The following is a 14,014-nucleotide window of genomic DNA, read 5'->3' on the forward strand; positions in this document are numbered from 1 at the left end:
GAGGCTGGAAAATTGAATTTGATTTTAATGGGGCTGCCTGGTGCTGGTAAAGGCACACAAGCAGAACGCATCGTTGACCAATATCATTTGGCGCATATCTCCACTGGGGATATGTTCCGTGAAGCAATGGCAGCAAAGACGGCGGTTGGGTTAGAAGCCAAGAAGTTCATTGACAATGGTGATTTGGTTCCTGATGAAGTTACCAACGCGATCGTCAAAGAACGGTTACAGCAACCCGATACCAACGTGGGTTACATGTTAGATGGTTTCCCACGGACGATCGAGCAGGCTGAAGCCTTAGATCGGATCGCAGCTGAATTGGCGAAGCCGGTTGACGCTGTGATCAACATTGATGTTGACCCGAAAGTCTTGGTTGATCGTTTATCCGGTCGGTTCATTTGCCGGACCTGTGGCGCGACTTATCACAAGTTGTATAATCCGCCTAAGGTTGCTGGGACTTGCGACCGCTGCGGTGGCCATGACTTTTATCAACGTGAAGATGATAAGCCCGAGACGGTCAAAAACCGTTTAGCCGTTAATATCAAAATGAATACACCGTTACTTGATTTTTACCGCGGTAAAAACTTACTTTATACCGTCAATGGTGAACAAGATATCGATCAGGTTTTTGATGAAATTGAAGCAATTTTGTCGAAATTAAATTAACTCTTGGTTCAGTGGTATAAAGTAAAGCTGAAGGCTTGGCAGAACAACTCCTTTGTGATAAACTAGGGCGGTGTTATGTCAAGTGAGTGCGGTTGCTCTCACTGTTTTTATGTATCCACGTGTTAACCAATTAGGAGGAAAATTTTTTTGGCAAAAGATGACGTAATCGAAATCGAAGGAACGATTGTCGACACCCTTCCCAATGCGATGTTTAAAGTCGAATTAGAGAACGGTCATACCGTGTTGGCGCATGTTTCTGGTAAGATCAGGATGCATTACATTCGTATACTTCCTGGCGATAAAGTTACCGTCGAATTATCACCATACGATCTCACCAAAGGCCGTATTACTTATCGGTATCGTTAAAGATATCGTATTTTCGGGAGGCTTAAATTAGAAATGAAAGTTAGACCATCAGTAAAACCAATGTGTGAACATTGCAAGATTATTAAGCGCAAGGGCCGTGTCATGGTCATTTGCTCAGCAAACCCAAAGCATAAACAACGTCAAGGCTAATAGGAGGTGTAATAGATGGCTCGTATCGCAGGTGTTGACTTACCTCGTGAAAAGCGCATCGTCATTGCTTTAACCTATATTTATGGGATCGGCAATACGACTGCTCAAAAGATTTGTAAAGACGCTGGCGTGTCTGAAGACGTTCGTTCTAAAGACTTAACACCAGATCAAGAAGACAAGATCCGTGCAGAAGTTGATAAAGTTCGAGTTGAAGGTGATCTTCGCCGTGAAGTAACTCGTGATATCAAACGTTTGCAAGATATCGGTTCATACCGTGGCATTCGTCACCGCCGTGGTTTACCAACGCGTGGTCAAAATACCAAGAACAACGCGCGGACTCGGAAAGGTCCAAAGATCTCAATCGCCGGTAAGAAGAAATAATTAGGATAAGGAGGTAAACACATGGCAGTTCGTAAAGGAAGTCGGAAACGCCGCGTCAGAAAGAATATTGAAAGTGGCGTTGCTCATATCCACTCCACTTTTAACAATACATTAGTTATGATCACTGATCCCCAAGGTAACGCAATTTCTTGGTCATCAGCTGGTGCTCTTGGCTTTAAGGGTAGCCGGAAATCAACCCCGTTTGCTGCACAGATGGCTGCTGAATCCGCTGCTAAAGAAGCAATGGAGCATGGCATGAAGGCTGTTGAAGTTGCAGTCAAAGGCCCTGGTTCAGGTCGTGAAGCTGCGATCCGTTCATTGCAAGCAACTGGTTTGGAAATCAGTGCTATCCGCGATGTTACTCCGGTACCGCATAACGGTTCCCGTCCTCCAAAGCGTCGTCGTGTTTAGTGTCGCTGGTTTTTAAGATGTATCGACGCGTTCACTTAGACACACACGTTTCGAAAGGGGTAAAGATTGAATGATCGAATTTGAAAAGCCAAACATTACAAAAGTTGATGAAAGTACCAACTACGGTAAGTTTGTGATTGAACCGCTTGAACGTGGTTACGGAACGACGCTTGGCAACTCATTAAGACGGATTTTATTGTCGTCTTTACCTGGCTCTGCTGTCTCAAGTATTCAAATTGATGGTGTACTCCATGAGTTTTCGACCATCGATGGGGTCATGGAAGATGTCACCCAGATTATTCTGAATATTAAGAAGTTGGCATTAAAGAATCACTCTGAAGATGTTAAAGTTGTTGAAATCGACGTAGATGGCCCAGCGACAGTAACTGCCGCAGATATCAAGACCGATGATGACATCGATGTTTTGAATCCTGAACAGTATATTTGCCAAATCGCTGAGGGTGGTCATTTACACATGCAAATGACGATCAAAAACGGTCGTGGTTATATTCCTGCTGATCAGAACAAGAGCAGCGATATGCCCATCGGCGTCATTGCAATCGACTCGATTTTCACACCGATCGAACGAGTGAACTATCAGGTCGAAAGCACCCGTGTTGGTAAGCGTAATGACTTTGATAAATTGACATTGGATGTTTGGACAAACGGTTCGATCTCACCCCGTGAAGCAATTAGCCTAGCTGCTAAGATCCTTTCTGATCACTTGAATATTTTCGTGGACTTGTCTGATGAAGCCAAGAACACGGATATCATGGTGGAGAAAGAAGAAACGCAGAAAGAAAAGAAACTTGAAATGACGATCGAGGAACTCGACTTGTCAGTTCGCTCTTATAACTGCTTGAAACGGGCCGGGATCAACACAGTCCAAGAATTGACCAATAAAACTGAAGCAGATATGATGAAGGTTCGCAATCTTGGCCGCAAGTCCTTGGAAGAGGTTAAAGCTAAGTTGATCGATCTTGGTCTATCATTACGCTCAGACGATTAATTAACACTAAAGGGAGGTTAGACTATGAGTTACCGCAAATTAGGCCGAACATCTTCACAACGGAAAGCAATGTTACGTGATTTAACGACTGATCTGTTGATCAATGAACGCATTGAAACTACGGAGACCCGCGCTAAGGAAATCCGTCGTTCTGTTGAAAAGATGATCACTTTAGGCAAACGTGGCGATTTGCACGCACGCCGTCAAGCTGCCGCATTTGTTCGCAACGAAATCGCTTCTGTTCATGAAGACGGCGAAGAGGTTGTTGTACAATCTGCTTTGCAAAAGCTTTTCAGCGACATTGCACCACGCTACGCCGATCGTAACGGTGGTTACACCCGCATCCTCAAAACGACACAACGTCGTGGTGATGGCGCGCCAATGGTTATCATTGAGTTAGTGTAATCGACCCACGATTTCAAATTAAGCACGATTAATTTCGGCCAATTTTCATTTCATAAGTGTGAGTGCGAGCGTTACGATGATGGGAACCCACCAAGTCTAGCTTAGGCGTGTAGCAATACGCGTCCCGCTTATGAATGATTATTGTACATACAGTTGGTGAATCGGCGATGGCTGGTTCACCGACATGCAAAAATAAGCGATCGCCTTGAATTGTTCAGGGCGGATCGCTTATTTTGTTGGGTCTAGAATTTTTGTCGCGCTCACGGCGTGGAAGTGATTCCCGTGCCAACAAATTTTCAGTGGTGCTAAACTTGGTCGGGATTGCGGCTTGGTGCCGGTAAGGCCGACTTTAAATCAATCCAGTTGATCAGACCTTGCAAGCGCTGGTCCCAAAATACGATCAGGGGACCGGTAAAGAAGGCAACGATGATTGTCACGACGCCAACTGGGCCGCCAGCAAAGTAGGCTCCCAGGGTAAACAAGGAATCCTGGGCGATGCGAATGACTTTATACTTACCATGGGTCAAAGTGACCAGGATCGGGGTTAACGCGTCATATGGAGCGACCCCAGTGTCCGCCGTAATATAAACGGCCACGCCAAAGGTGAAAATCAACAACCCAATCACGGCGACGAGGATTTGGCTGCCGATCGTGGTGGGCAATGGTAAGACCAAACCGTACAACCAGTTGAAGAGCTGGATATAATAGCCGATCAGGACCATATTAAAAATCGTTCCGGTGCCGATCAATTTTCGCTCCATGAAGAAAACAAAAATCAAGATGATAAAGTTGATCGCCAGTTGGTAGTTGCCTAAGCTGATGTTTAGGAACTTGGACAGCCCCACATTGATTGCTGAGTAAGGGTCCATGCCCAAATTAGCGATCAGGAGCAAGGTGGCTCCAATGGCTTGAATGGTCACGCCAATGAAGGACATCAGTGAGCGCCAAAGATAATTCTTGGCTCCCTTCGGCGCAAGCGTTGCAAGAATCGTTTTGATCATGATGACTTCCTTTGCTAATAAGATAGGTTGGTCAGTTTGATTAACCAACTTGAAACCATTATAAAGAATCCGGTTTCAATTGTATAGGCCCATCAGGGAAAATACAAGGACCCCGTGGAAATTAGCCTGGCAGTTCGGCAGGGGAAAACGTTACTCAGGCTAAGTGGGCCAGTTCGGGAGTCGACTGCGGCATCAAAACCGGCGCTGGTTTTATGATTTGACGTTTCTGCCTCATTTTGCCGGTTATTTTTTCGATCGAGTGATTTTTTGACGGCTCAGGACCACGCCACTTGGTGGAATATGGTAGAATGTTATCAATGATTAATTGGAGGTGCGGCTGTGGAACCGCTGATTCGCTTGGAACATTTGACTTATACTTACAATAATAGTGACGTCCCGGCGTTGAATGACGTTTCTTTGACGATCGCAGCTGGTCAGTGGATCGCGATCGTTGGTCACAACGGTAGTGGCAAGAGCACCTTGGCAAAAACATTGAATGGCCTGATCGAACCGCAGCAGGGCCAGGTTTACTTCAACGGGGTCCTGTTGGATGAGGATTCCGTTTGGTCGATCCGCCGGAAAATCGGTGTGGTTTTCCAAAGTCCGGACAATCAATTTGTTGGGGCAACGGTGGCCGATGACGTCGCTTTCGGGATGGAAAACAATGGGGTCCCGCGGGCGGAAATGGTGCCCCGGGTCGCGGCGGCCTTGGCGCAAGTGCGGATGAGTGATTACGCGACGCATGAACCGGCGCGTCTTTCTGGCGGACAGAAGCAACGGGTGGCCTTAGCCGGCGTTTTGGCGCAGCAACCAGAGGTGATCATTCTGGATGAAGCGACGAGTATGTTGGATCCTCAAGGCCGGCAAGATGTGGTCAGTTTGATGACCCAACTCCAGGCCGCCGGGAACTTCACGATTATTTCCATTACGCATGACATTGATGAGGCTGCTTTGGCTGATCAGGTGATCTTAATGGATGATGGTCGTCTGATCCAACAAGGACCACCAGCGGCAATTTTTAATGAAGGCGAGCTACTGCGTCAACATGGTTTGACTGTTCCCTTGAGCGAACAAGTGCGAACCGGTCTAGTGGCGCAACACGTGCCGTTGCCAGATCAATACTTAAGTGAGGAGCAGTTGGTCAGCAAATTATGGACATTACATTTAAACAAGTAAGTTATACTTATCAGGCGAACTCGCCACTGGCGACACCCGGTCTGCGGGATGTTGATCTGCATTTTGCCAGTGGTAGCTATAACGCGATCATTGGGCAAACTGGAAGTGGAAAGTCTACGCTGGTGCAGCATCTCAATGGGTTGCTGATCCCAACGGCTGGTCAGGTGATCGTTGGTCAACAGGTGATTACCCCCTTGACCAAGAACAAGGCGCTCCATGACCTGCGGCGGCAGGTGGGACTGGTTTTCCAATTCCCGGAAAGTCAGTTATTTGAAGAAACTGTCCTGAAAGATGTGGCCTTCGCGCCGAAAAATTTCGGAAAAACGCCCGCTGAAGCGACTGCCATCGCCCAGCAGGCCTTAAGATTGGTGGGGATCGGCCCTGAATTGGAAGCAAAAATGCCGTTTGATCTTTCTGGCGGACAAATGCGGCGGGTGGCGATCGCTGGAGTTTTGGCGATGGAACCAGAAGTCTTGGTCTTGGATGAGCCTACTGCCGGCCTTGATCCCGTTGGTCGGGAAGAGATGATGCAATTGTTCGCGCGCATTCAGCAGGAACGCCAGTTGACCGTGATTTTGGTGACCCATCAAATGGACGATGTGGTTCGTTACGCGGATCAGGTGGTGGTCATGGAGCAAGGACATCCTTTGAAAGTGGGCAGTCCCCGGGAGATCTTCGCGGATCCAACCTGGTTGGCGGCCCATAATCTGGAATTGCCCAGCACGGGTCAGTTGGTCGCGCGGCTGCAACAACAAGGTTTTGAGTTTACGACTTTGCCATTGACGGTTCCTGAATTATTGGCTCAATTGACGCCACAATTAAGGCAGGTGCCTGTGGATGGATAAACTGATTCTGGGACGTTATTACCCGGGGGATTCCTTTGTTCACCGTTTGGATCCTCGTCTTAAATTGATTCTCAATATTCTATTTATTATTTTGATCTTCATTGCCCAGCATTGGCCGAGTTATCTGTTGCTAGGCGTTGTGGTGGTCGCCAGCGTCTGGGCCTCAGGAATCTCCTTGAGCTTCTTTCTGCGGGGGCTGCGACCAATGCTGGTCTTGATCCTCTTCACGGTGGGGCTACAGCTCTTTTTCACCAGCGGGCAGCACGTGTATTGGCAGTGGGGAATCTTGTCGGTCAGTCAAGAAGGGCTGATCAACGCCGCTTACATTGCGGTCCGCTTCCTGTTGATTATTTTCATGTCAACGTTATTGACCTTGACGACACAGCCTTTAGAGATTGCGGATGGACTAGAGTATTTAATGAAACCCTTGAAAGTGGTCAAATTCCCGGTCAATGAGGTCGCTTTGATGCTTTCGATCGCGCTACGCTTCGTGCCTAAATTGATGGACGAAACCACGAAAATCATGAATGCGCAGCGGGCCCGAGGCGTTGATTTCAATAATGGTGGGTTGATCAAACGGGCGAAGGCCTTGCTACCATTACTGATCCCCTTGATGATGAGCAGTATTGATATTGCCTCGGATCTGACCACGGCGATGATTTCGCGCGGTTACCGCGATGGCGAAGGTCGGAGTCGTTACCGGATTTTGCAGTGGCGGCCAACTGATACCGTGATCTTAGCGGCTTCTGGCGTGCTGACGGTGGGGCTGATCGTCCTCGAGCGCTTCCTATGATCCTGGCGCTGGCTTTGCGGTTTAGCCGGTTAGCCGGGCAACGAACCAGAAGCAACTCGGCGGCGCCCGTTTAGCAAGTGAACGGGCGCTACTTTTTTGAGAAAATCACTGCTTGCTTTGATCGACCAACTCATCAGACGTATTTATCAGACATCCTTATCAGACGCACTCATCAAGAGAAAGGAGGTGGCGTTTGGATGCCACGTTATCGGGTCACCGTCGCTTATGACGGGACGAATTTTGCGGGATTTCAGCGCCAACCCCAGCAGCGGACCGTTCAAGGCACGCTAGAACAGGCCCTGACTAAAATGACAAAAGGGCAGTTTGTGAAGGTTCAAGGCTCCGGCCGGACCGACGCCGGCGTTCACGCCCATGGTCAGGTGATCAATTTCGATTATCCGAAAGAATTGCCGCCACGTAATATGCGGTTGGCGCTGAACAGTTTGTTGCCTCTAGATATGGAAGTGGTGGCCAGTCAGCTGGCCGCGCCGGATTTCCACGCTCAATTCGATACCATTGGCAAATGCTACCGTTATCAAGTCAGTCGCGGGCGTTTCACCGACCCTTTCCGGCGCTTTTATACCGGTCACTATCCTTATCCCCTTGACGTGGCGCTGATCCAACAAGCGTTGCCTGATCTGCTCGGCGAGCATGATTTTACCAGTTTTGCGGCCAGCGGTGGGGTCATTAAAAATAAAGTGCGGACGATATACCGCGCCACCGTCGTTGAGAATCCGGCTGATCATGAACTGACCTTTGAATTCATTGGCAATGGTTTTCTATATAATATGGTGCGGATCTTGGTGGCGACTGCATTGGAGATCGGCAATGGCCGGCGTGCACCTGATGATTTTCAACGGCTGTTACGGATCGGTGATCGTCAAGCGGCTCGGGGCACCGCACCAGCCAGTGGACTTTACTTGGAAAAAGTTTTCTATCCTGGCGATGAAGCGGAGCTCACTAGTCTTAGCCAGATCGAAATCGTCAAACCGCTGGTACCCAAGCGGTTCTCACCAGAATGGCGCCAGGAGCCAGATCAGGAGAACAAGATTTAGGCGCAATCTTGGCCAGGCTCCGCTTCGGTTCAGTAGCCCTGCCTAGTGTCGCTTAATTTTGTGCTTCGACTATTTTATGGGGAAGTAACGTCCCGCCATGAAAAGAAAAATAGTTAAAACTTTGGGATAATCACCGATTTTCATTGACTTCAGGGCTTATTTTCGGTAAACTAGTCGTTGGTATTTGTTTGCCCCACGATAGGCCCCGGAAATCTTATTGAGTGTCAAACAAAACATTATTTATGGAGGAATTTATCGTGCGTACAACACCTTTGGCAAAACCAGGCGAAATCGAACGTAAATGGTATGTAATCGATGCAACAGACCTTGTATTAGGCCGTTTATCCGTTGCAGCAGCGACAATCTTGCGCGGCAAGAACAAGCCACAATTCACACCTAACGTCGATACTGGTGACAATGTAATCATCATCAATGCATCTAAACTTAAATTAACTGGTAAGAAAGCAACTGACAAGTTGTATCAACATCATAGTGATCATCCCGGTGGTTTGAAGACACGGACGGCTGGTGATTTGCTGGCGAACAATCCTGTTCGTTTAGTTGAATTATCGATCAAAGGCATGTTACCTAAGAACACGTTGGGTCGCCAACAGTTCAGCAAGTTACATGTTTATGCTGGTGCTGATCATGAACACCAAGCACAGAAGCCAGAAATCTTAGACGCTTCAACCATTAAGTAAGGGAGGAAATTATAGTGGCACAACAAGTAACTTATATCGGCACAGGCCGTCGTAAAAATTCAGTTGCGCGTGTTTTCCTCGTTCCTGGAACAGGCAAAATCACGATCAACAAGAAATCAGCTGATGACTACATGCCATTCGCAAGCCTGATTTTAGACATGAAACAACCTTTAGCTTTGACTGAAACAGAAGGCGCTTATGACGTTAACGTGAACGTTAACGGCGGCGGTTTCTCAGGTCAAGCCGGCGCGATCCGTCATGGTATCGCTCGTGCTTTGTTAAACGTTGACCCTGACTTCCGTAGCGTTCTGAAGAGCGCCGGCATGTTAACTCGTGACCCTCGGATGAAGGAACGTAAGAAACCAGGTCTTAAGAAAGCTCGTAAAGCTTCACAATTCTCAAAACGTTAATATCCAGATATATCAACGTTTACAAGGCATCCACATTTTTGTGGGTGTCTTTTTGGGTCTTTGTCAACTGGTGTTGAAAGATAGTTTTTATTCTTCGAAGATTTCTCAGTAATGAGGAATCTTTTTGTTGTTGTATCGATTAGCCGAATGTGATCAGTGCAAGTATCACTTTATCTGAATTGATTGTAGCCTAAATAAACATAACATCCTTATCGTTTTGAAAATATTAGGCAGTTAGTTGGTAAATTCGTTTGAACATATTTGCTTGATTGGAAAAGCCATAGCACGAACGCTTGAGTAACTTGATTTTGCGGTTGACGCCCTCAATGGGCCCGTTTGAATATGGCGACGTTGCCGCATTGATGACACCACTTAGATTCTTTCGTAACGTTGCCATTGCAGTATCCAAAACAGATCCATTCCGTTGATAAGTAGTGATTAAAGTCGACAGTTCTTGAAAGTTACCGCTCATCAGCGAGTCATGAATATCACGATAAGTTTGATAAGCTGTTTTAAACTCTACAGAGGTACTAATACCTAAGTCAATGGCGTTTTGTTCAGTTGAATATTCGTTGAGACCATACAAGTAATAAGCGTGCTTGGCATCTGGGTGTGCCTTATGGAATAGCTTCCAATGTGATTTGAGCACCTTGTGCTCACGCGAATGAACGTCAAGCTGTTTGAGGCACTGGACCCTAATCTGATCCATTGCCCGAGCAACCAATTGAATGATGTGGAAGCGGTCAATGATAATTATCGCATTAGGAAATAATTCGTGTACGATGAGCCGATATGAAGCGTTCATGTCCATGATGACTCGTTTGACCGCGGCGCGGTCAGTTATAGTGTACTGGTTGAGAAAGAACTCTTTGATGTTCTTATTCAGACGACCGCCTAGGACTGTCACTGCTTTATGTGTGTCGGCGTCGATGCAGATGAAAGACATTGCGTTATGAGTAGAGCGAAACTCATCAAAACACAGATTCACAGGGAGTCTCCAACTGGCGTGTGGATGGATGTTTGCGTGAAGGATCCGCTGAACTGAGTTGGTCGAAATGCCGGTTAAGGTAGCGATAGTCTTTAGCGGCAGCGACTGACCGGAAAGCTGTAAAGCATGAATAGACAGGTTATTCCCGATGGTGTGATTGGCCCTAACAACCGTTGTCGTTGCCGTACAGGTGCGGTGACAATTTGGGCAACGCCAGCGTTGTTTGTTTAGCTCCAGCACTACGGGCTGGCCTATCGGCCCATCAACGTGGATATGTGTTAGCTTATGTCCATTACGACGTAAGTCATCAGAGCCACACTTAGGACAGCGTTTCAGCACATACGTTAACTCTGCGGTAATCACCAAGTACTTCTTCCTCCGAGAACCTTCACCATAAGAATCTTGCCTCGAATCTTGAATATGAATATTTGTATCTGTAATTCCAAGCAATTTAAGTGTACAATCAGTTTGGGACATCTATACCTACCTCGCTTACCTTTGGTTTAGTCACTTAAAGTATAGCACTAGGAGGCGTAGATGCCTTTTTATGTCATCAAAAAAGTCTAGAACTCCTGGTGTGAAATCATCTTTCAACACCAAAAATTCTAGACCCGTCTTTTTTTGTAGAAATCCCCACCAAAGTCCCCACCGAATCCCCACGACTATTTTTATTTAAATTATCATAGGTAAAGTTAGCTGGAGTTAAATCCACAACATTATTTGCATTAACATAAACACGAGTTGTTCCAATATTCGAATGAGTTAATGCTTCTGAAATTTTTTCAAGTGACATACCATGGAGTTTAGCTAAAGTTGCGGTTGTATGACGTAACTTGTGCGGTGAACAAGACTTTAAATTAGGATGACGCCTATGGATAGATTTCATCCGATAATTTAAATAATCTGTATGAAGTCGCTGATTTAAATTGCCTTGACGATCACAATAAGTAAATAAGAATTGATCTCGTGTTTGCTTAATATTTAATTCCGCAAGCTCGTTTTTCTGTCGTTGTTTCCATTCGATCAGCATTCTCTCTAAACGATCTGGCAGTGAGAATTGCGTATTTTTATTTCCTTTTGTATTTTTAACATTACCGAATTTGTCTAGTGCTTGAGTGAGATAGATGGTCTTGTTTTTAAAATCAACGTGTTTCCATTGCAATGCGTACGTTTCTGATTTTCGATCAGATAAGAAGAAAGTTGTCCAGAATAACGTATAATCTTGATATGAAAGTGATCCATCATCCAAGTCTTCTTGAACAGCCTGAAACCATGCCATCAGCTCGGTGTCAGTAAGGTATTTATCTTCATCACATTTTGCAGTTTTTAAATGATTTTTCTTGATGGCTTTTACTTTTCTAAGACTTTTGCTAAGTCGGTTAGACTCGATATACTCATATTCTTCCGCTAGGTCGAATACCTGATTCACATAGCTACGAATAACTTTAAAATTAGCATATTCTTTTGCTTTTGCATTCATTTTTTGAATGACGAATTGGCGGTGCTGGTTAAGATAATTAAGTGAATAGGCTCCAAACATTGGTAAAATATGAAGCCTAAAAAGATCTTCGGTATTTTGAATGGTTACAATACTAGGCGGTTGTGTGTAAGAACTTGTTAAGCCACTTTTATAATCATCTAACCAGACGTCCTTGTAAAAGTCCTTAAAAAGAGCTTCACCGCCCAATTCAAAAGAACTGATACTGTTGTTGTTTCTGAACTTGATAATCCTGTTTTCGAATTCAAGTTCGGCTTGTTTGGCCTCCTTTCTCGTTTTAAAAATTTTATCGTAGTCAGGATTCGATAGACCAAGAGATTGCATGATATCAATAGGATACTTTTTCCTAACACGATAAGTATTATTTTTTGTTTTTGTAATGCTCATAGTTAAAAACTCCTTTGTTTGCGAGTCAAAGGTGTAACGATATTATACTCGCGAATTTAGCCATTTATCAATAGCAACACGATCAAAACGACGTGTGTTCCCAACTAAAATGAAGGGCAAGCCATATCCGATCCATTTGTCTAAAGTGTTATTAGAAATTTTTAAGTAGTCGCATGTTTCTTGTTTATTCATATAACGATTATTAATGGTTAGCTGAGTGAGTGTACTTTTCACTTCATCTAAAATGTTTTTAACTAGTTCTTGTTCAGTTAGATTTTGTTGATTATCAGTATTTTGTAGCAACATGTTTAATTACCTCCATGATATAATGAGGTTGCAAGTAAAACTTGCAAACCGATTAGGGGACTAATCACTTAAGCTTGCCGGCGGTTGTGATTTGTTCCTTTTTTTTCCATTTCATATTTTTGTTAATTAATTTTAGGATTTGTTGAATTGCATCTGCCTTTTTATATAAGCCATTTTTCGAGAAACGATAAGATGAGTTATGCAGAGAATGATATTTGCTATTGTGATGCCAAAAGTCTCGGATTGGATTACATACTAATAATTTGTTATTTGAGAAACTAATCCAAAAATCAATTCGGCGATAAAATTGTCCTAAATCCTCCATACTGTTAAATTTTGGGTGATTAAAAAATTGATAGGGCGGAACGGGACTGGTAATAATAATGACTTTAGCAGCGCCAAATTTGTTATGGTATCTAGCTGAAATAGGGCTAATATTATGTGGATCTAAGAGTTTAAGCCAGTCAAGGAAACCTAATGTTTCACCTCGAACATCGTCAAGAAAGAGGATTTCCTGTCCGCAATATTCATCAAAAGGATTAGTTGAAGCAGTAACACAACATTCCCAGTAATAGTTATGCTCTTTTTGCACAGCTTTTTGGATTTGGCGTACAAGTAATTTACCAAGCTTGGTTTTACCAACTCCAGCAGTACCAGATATAAAAATAATTGTTTTTTTGAATTTACCCGCTTCAATATTGCGTTGTGCGGTAATACTTTTGCGCTCACCAATGACGGCAAAAGCATCATTTATCTTGGAACTATTAAGACCATAAACCATATATAAATCTTCATCGCTCATTATTTGACTTTTTGTTAATTTACCCTGTAATACTTGGGAGATAAGATAATCGACACTCTGCATTGAGTTTTGTGCTTCTTTGGTGGCTCGTCCACGTAGCCAAGTTTCACGGCGTCGATTATAAACACTTGAGTAATCTTCGCCAACAGCAGTCGTCACATCTTTTGGATTGTATTGGAACTTATCCTTATCTTTTGCGTGGACGAGGTAGGCAAGAAGGTTATCGTAGCCATACCGTCCCGATTTAGCTTTTTCAAGGTATTGCGGTTCGACACCGATTGTCATTGCCAAGTTGTTAATTGTATTACCTTTGTCAAATTTTAATAAGAAATGAACGTGATCTTCTTTTTGACGAATGCTATTTTGTTGCTTTTCTGCATTCCAAATTGTTTCTGTATCTTTGTTGTGAATAATACCGTATGCTTCTGAAACTTTGACATCACTTTGATTTAACCGTTGTACGACATCTTCTAATAATGGACGAGTATCACCATTCTGTGCTTGAATAATTGGTTGTTCATCCCATCCATGCCAAAACTCTGTTTGTAATTGTTGAGCAATCATTACGCAAGTTAAATTACTATCTTTTGCCATTTTAAATAACCTTACCTTTCTTTTCTTCTAACTATTCCAAGTTTGAACTGCTGTAATCTCTTACTTGTAT

The 14,014-nt window shown here is 44.4% G+C and carries 17 protein-coding genes and 1 pseudogene; 13 read left to right on the plus strand and 5 right to left on the minus strand.

Features of this window, described 5'->3' with window-relative positions; genetic code table 11:
• Positions 1 to 12 precede the first annotated feature (12 nt).
• The 7 genes from EKM94_RS08065 to rplQ all read left to right on the plus strand — a co-directional run bounded on the left by EKM94_RS08065 (position 13) and on the right by rplQ (position 3,388).
• Entirely contained in the window at positions 13 to 666 is a 654-nt protein-coding gene (locus EKM94_RS08065) for an adenylate kinase (RefSeq protein ID WP_125600173.1), read from the plus strand.
• Between the two features lie 147 nt (positions 667 to 813).
• Positions 814 to 1,032, plus strand: coding sequence for a translation initiation factor IF-1 (gene infA / locus EKM94_RS08070; protein ID WP_125600176.1), 219 nt, complete (start codon positions 814 to 816; stop codon positions 1,030 to 1,032).
• Between the two features lie 33 nt (positions 1,033 to 1,065).
• Positions 1,066 to 1,182, plus strand: coding sequence for a 50S ribosomal protein L36 (rpmJ, locus tag EKM94_RS08075; protein ID WP_125600179.1), 117 nt, complete (start codon positions 1,066 to 1,068; stop codon positions 1,180 to 1,182).
• 15 nt (positions 1,183 to 1,197) lie between these two features.
• A complete protein-coding gene (gene rpsM, locus EKM94_RS08080) occupies positions 1,198 to 1,563 on the plus strand; it encodes a 30S ribosomal protein S13 (RefSeq protein ID WP_125600182.1) in 366 nt (121 codons plus the stop codon).
• Positions 1,564 to 1,584: 21 nt separating this feature from the next.
• Positions 1,585 to 1,974, plus strand: coding sequence for a 30S ribosomal protein S11 (gene rpsK, locus EKM94_RS08085; RefSeq protein ID WP_125600184.1), 390 nt, complete (start codon positions 1,585 to 1,587; stop codon positions 1,972 to 1,974).
• 70 nt (positions 1,975 to 2,044) lie between these two features.
• Complete coding sequence (locus EKM94_RS08090) at positions 2,045 to 2,983, plus strand: DNA-directed RNA polymerase subunit alpha (protein ID WP_125600187.1); 939 nt, start codon at positions 2,045 to 2,047, stop codon at positions 2,981 to 2,983.
• 24 nt (positions 2,984 to 3,007) lie between these two features.
• On the plus strand, positions 3,008 to 3,388 hold the full coding sequence (rplQ, locus tag EKM94_RS08095; protein ID WP_125600190.1) for a 50S ribosomal protein L17: 381 nt from the start codon (positions 3,008 to 3,010) through the stop codon (positions 3,386 to 3,388).
• Positions 3,389 to 3,693: 305 nt separating this feature from the next.
• On the opposite strand, the gene EKM94_RS08100 is transcribed toward rplQ, so the two are convergent.
• Entirely contained in the window at positions 3,694 to 4,389 is a 696-nt protein-coding gene (locus EKM94_RS08100) for a YczE/YyaS/YitT family protein (protein ID WP_125600193.1), read from the minus strand.
• A 339-nt stretch (positions 4,390 to 4,728) separates the two neighbouring features.
• On the opposite strand from EKM94_RS08100, the gene EKM94_RS08105 reads away from it, so the two are divergent.
• The 6 genes and pseudogenes from EKM94_RS08105 to rpsI all read left to right on the plus strand — a co-directional run bounded on the left by EKM94_RS08105 (position 4,729) and on the right by rpsI (position 9,369).
• Positions 4,729 to 5,565 (plus strand): energy-coupling factor ABC transporter ATP-binding protein, encoded by an 837-nt coding sequence (locus tag EKM94_RS08105; RefSeq protein WP_125600196.1) that lies wholly within the window; start codon positions 4,729 to 4,731, stop codon positions 5,563 to 5,565.
• On the plus strand, positions 5,541 to 6,410 hold the full coding sequence (locus tag EKM94_RS08110; protein WP_125600199.1) for an energy-coupling factor ABC transporter ATP-binding protein: 870 nt from the start codon (positions 5,541 to 5,543) through the stop codon (positions 6,408 to 6,410). The genes EKM94_RS08105 and EKM94_RS08110 overlap by 25 nt, the downstream gene beginning before the upstream one ends.
• Positions 6,403 to 7,203 (plus strand): energy-coupling factor transporter transmembrane component T family protein, encoded by an 801-nt coding sequence (locus EKM94_RS08115; RefSeq protein ID WP_125600202.1) that lies wholly within the window; start codon positions 6,403 to 6,405, stop codon positions 7,201 to 7,203. The genes EKM94_RS08110 and EKM94_RS08115 overlap by 8 nt, the downstream gene beginning before the upstream one ends.
• 197 nt (positions 7,204 to 7,400) lie before the next feature.
• Positions 7,401 to 8,141, plus strand: a pseudogene (gene truA / locus EKM94_RS08120) (tRNA pseudouridine(38-40) synthase TruA); the annotation flags it as partial.
• Positions 8,142 to 8,515: 374 nt separating this feature from the next.
• Positions 8,516 to 8,959: a 50S ribosomal protein L13 gene (gene rplM, locus EKM94_RS08125; protein WP_125600209.1), complete on the plus strand. Its 444-nt coding sequence runs from the start codon at positions 8,516 to 8,518 to the stop codon at positions 8,957 to 8,959.
• A 14-nt stretch (positions 8,960 to 8,973) separates the two neighbouring features.
• Complete coding sequence (rpsI, locus tag EKM94_RS08130) at positions 8,974 to 9,369, plus strand: 30S ribosomal protein S9 (RefSeq protein WP_125600212.1); 396 nt, start codon at positions 8,974 to 8,976, stop codon at positions 9,367 to 9,369.
• A 226-nt stretch (positions 9,370 to 9,595) separates the two neighbouring features.
• On the opposite strand, the gene EKM94_RS08135 is transcribed toward rpsI, so the two are convergent.
• The 4 genes from EKM94_RS08135 to EKM94_RS08150 form a co-directional block, all read right to left on the minus strand.
• Positions 9,596 to 10,834 (minus strand): ISL3 family transposase, encoded by a 1,239-nt coding sequence (locus tag EKM94_RS08135; protein WP_125600215.1) that lies wholly within the window; start codon positions 10,832 to 10,834, stop codon positions 9,596 to 9,598.
• Positions 10,835 to 10,940: 106 nt separating this feature from the next.
• Complete coding sequence (locus EKM94_RS08140; protein WP_125600218.1) at positions 10,941 to 12,242, minus strand: site-specific integrase; 1,302 nt, start codon at positions 12,240 to 12,242, stop codon at positions 10,941 to 10,943.
• 42 nt (positions 12,243 to 12,284) lie between these two features.
• A complete protein-coding gene (locus EKM94_RS08145; protein ID WP_088775435.1) occupies positions 12,285 to 12,548 on the minus strand; it encodes a helix-turn-helix domain-containing protein in 264 nt (87 codons plus the stop codon).
• A 64-nt stretch (positions 12,549 to 12,612) separates the two neighbouring features.
• The gene (locus EKM94_RS08150; protein WP_125600221.1) at positions 12,613 to 13,944 is read right to left on the minus strand and encodes a Rep family protein; all 1,332 of its coding nucleotides are present in this window, start codon (positions 13,942 to 13,944) and stop codon (positions 12,613 to 12,615) included.
• Positions 13,945 to 14,014: the final 70 nt, after the last annotated feature.

It is taken from the genome of Lapidilactobacillus achengensis (genome assembly GCF_003946655.1).
GTDB classification, from domain to species: Bacteria; Bacillota; Bacilli; order Lactobacillales; family Lactobacillaceae; genus Lapidilactobacillus; species Lapidilactobacillus achengensis.

Bases quoted from the DNA above. Each gene is read 5' to 3' on its own strand.
- EKM94_RS08090 (WP_125600187.1), top strand. From the start codon at position 2,045: ATGATCGAATTTGAAAAGCCAAACATTACAAAAGTTGATGAAAGTACC.
- EKM94_RS08145 (WP_088775435.1), bottom strand. From the start codon at position 12,548: ATGTTGCTACAAAATACTGATAATCAACAAAATCTAACTGAACAAGAA.
- rplQ (WP_125600190.1), top strand. From the start codon at position 3,008: ATGAGTTACCGCAAATTAGGCCGAACATCTTCACAACGGAAAGCAATG.
- rpmJ (WP_125600179.1), top strand. From the start codon at position 1,066: ATGAAAGTTAGACCATCAGTAAAACCAATGTGTGAACATTGCAAGATT.
- EKM94_RS08115 (WP_125600202.1), top strand. From the start codon at position 6,403: ATGGATAAACTGATTCTGGGACGTTATTACCCGGGGGATTCCTTTGTT.
- EKM94_RS08150 (WP_125600221.1), bottom strand. From the start codon at position 13,944: ATGGCAAAAGATAGTAATTTAACTTGCGTAATGATTGCTCAACAATTA.
- EKM94_RS08135 (WP_125600215.1), bottom strand. From the start codon at position 10,834: ATGTCCCAAACTGATTGTACACTTAAATTGCTTGGAATTACAGATACA.
- rpsM (WP_125600182.1), top strand. From the start codon at position 1,198: ATGGCTCGTATCGCAGGTGTTGACTTACCTCGTGAAAAGCGCATCGTC.
- EKM94_RS08110 (WP_125600199.1), top strand. From the start codon at position 5,541: ATGGACATTACATTTAAACAAGTAAGTTATACTTATCAGGCGAACTCG.
- EKM94_RS08100 (WP_125600193.1), bottom strand. From the start codon at position 4,389: ATGATCAAAACGATTCTTGCAACGCTTGCGCCGAAGGGAGCCAAGAAT.
- rpsK (WP_125600184.1), top strand. From the start codon at position 1,585: ATGGCAGTTCGTAAAGGAAGTCGGAAACGCCGCGTCAGAAAGAATATT.
- EKM94_RS08140 (WP_125600218.1), bottom strand. From the start codon at position 12,242: ATGAGCATTACAAAAACAAAAAATAATACTTATCGTGTTAGGAAAAAG.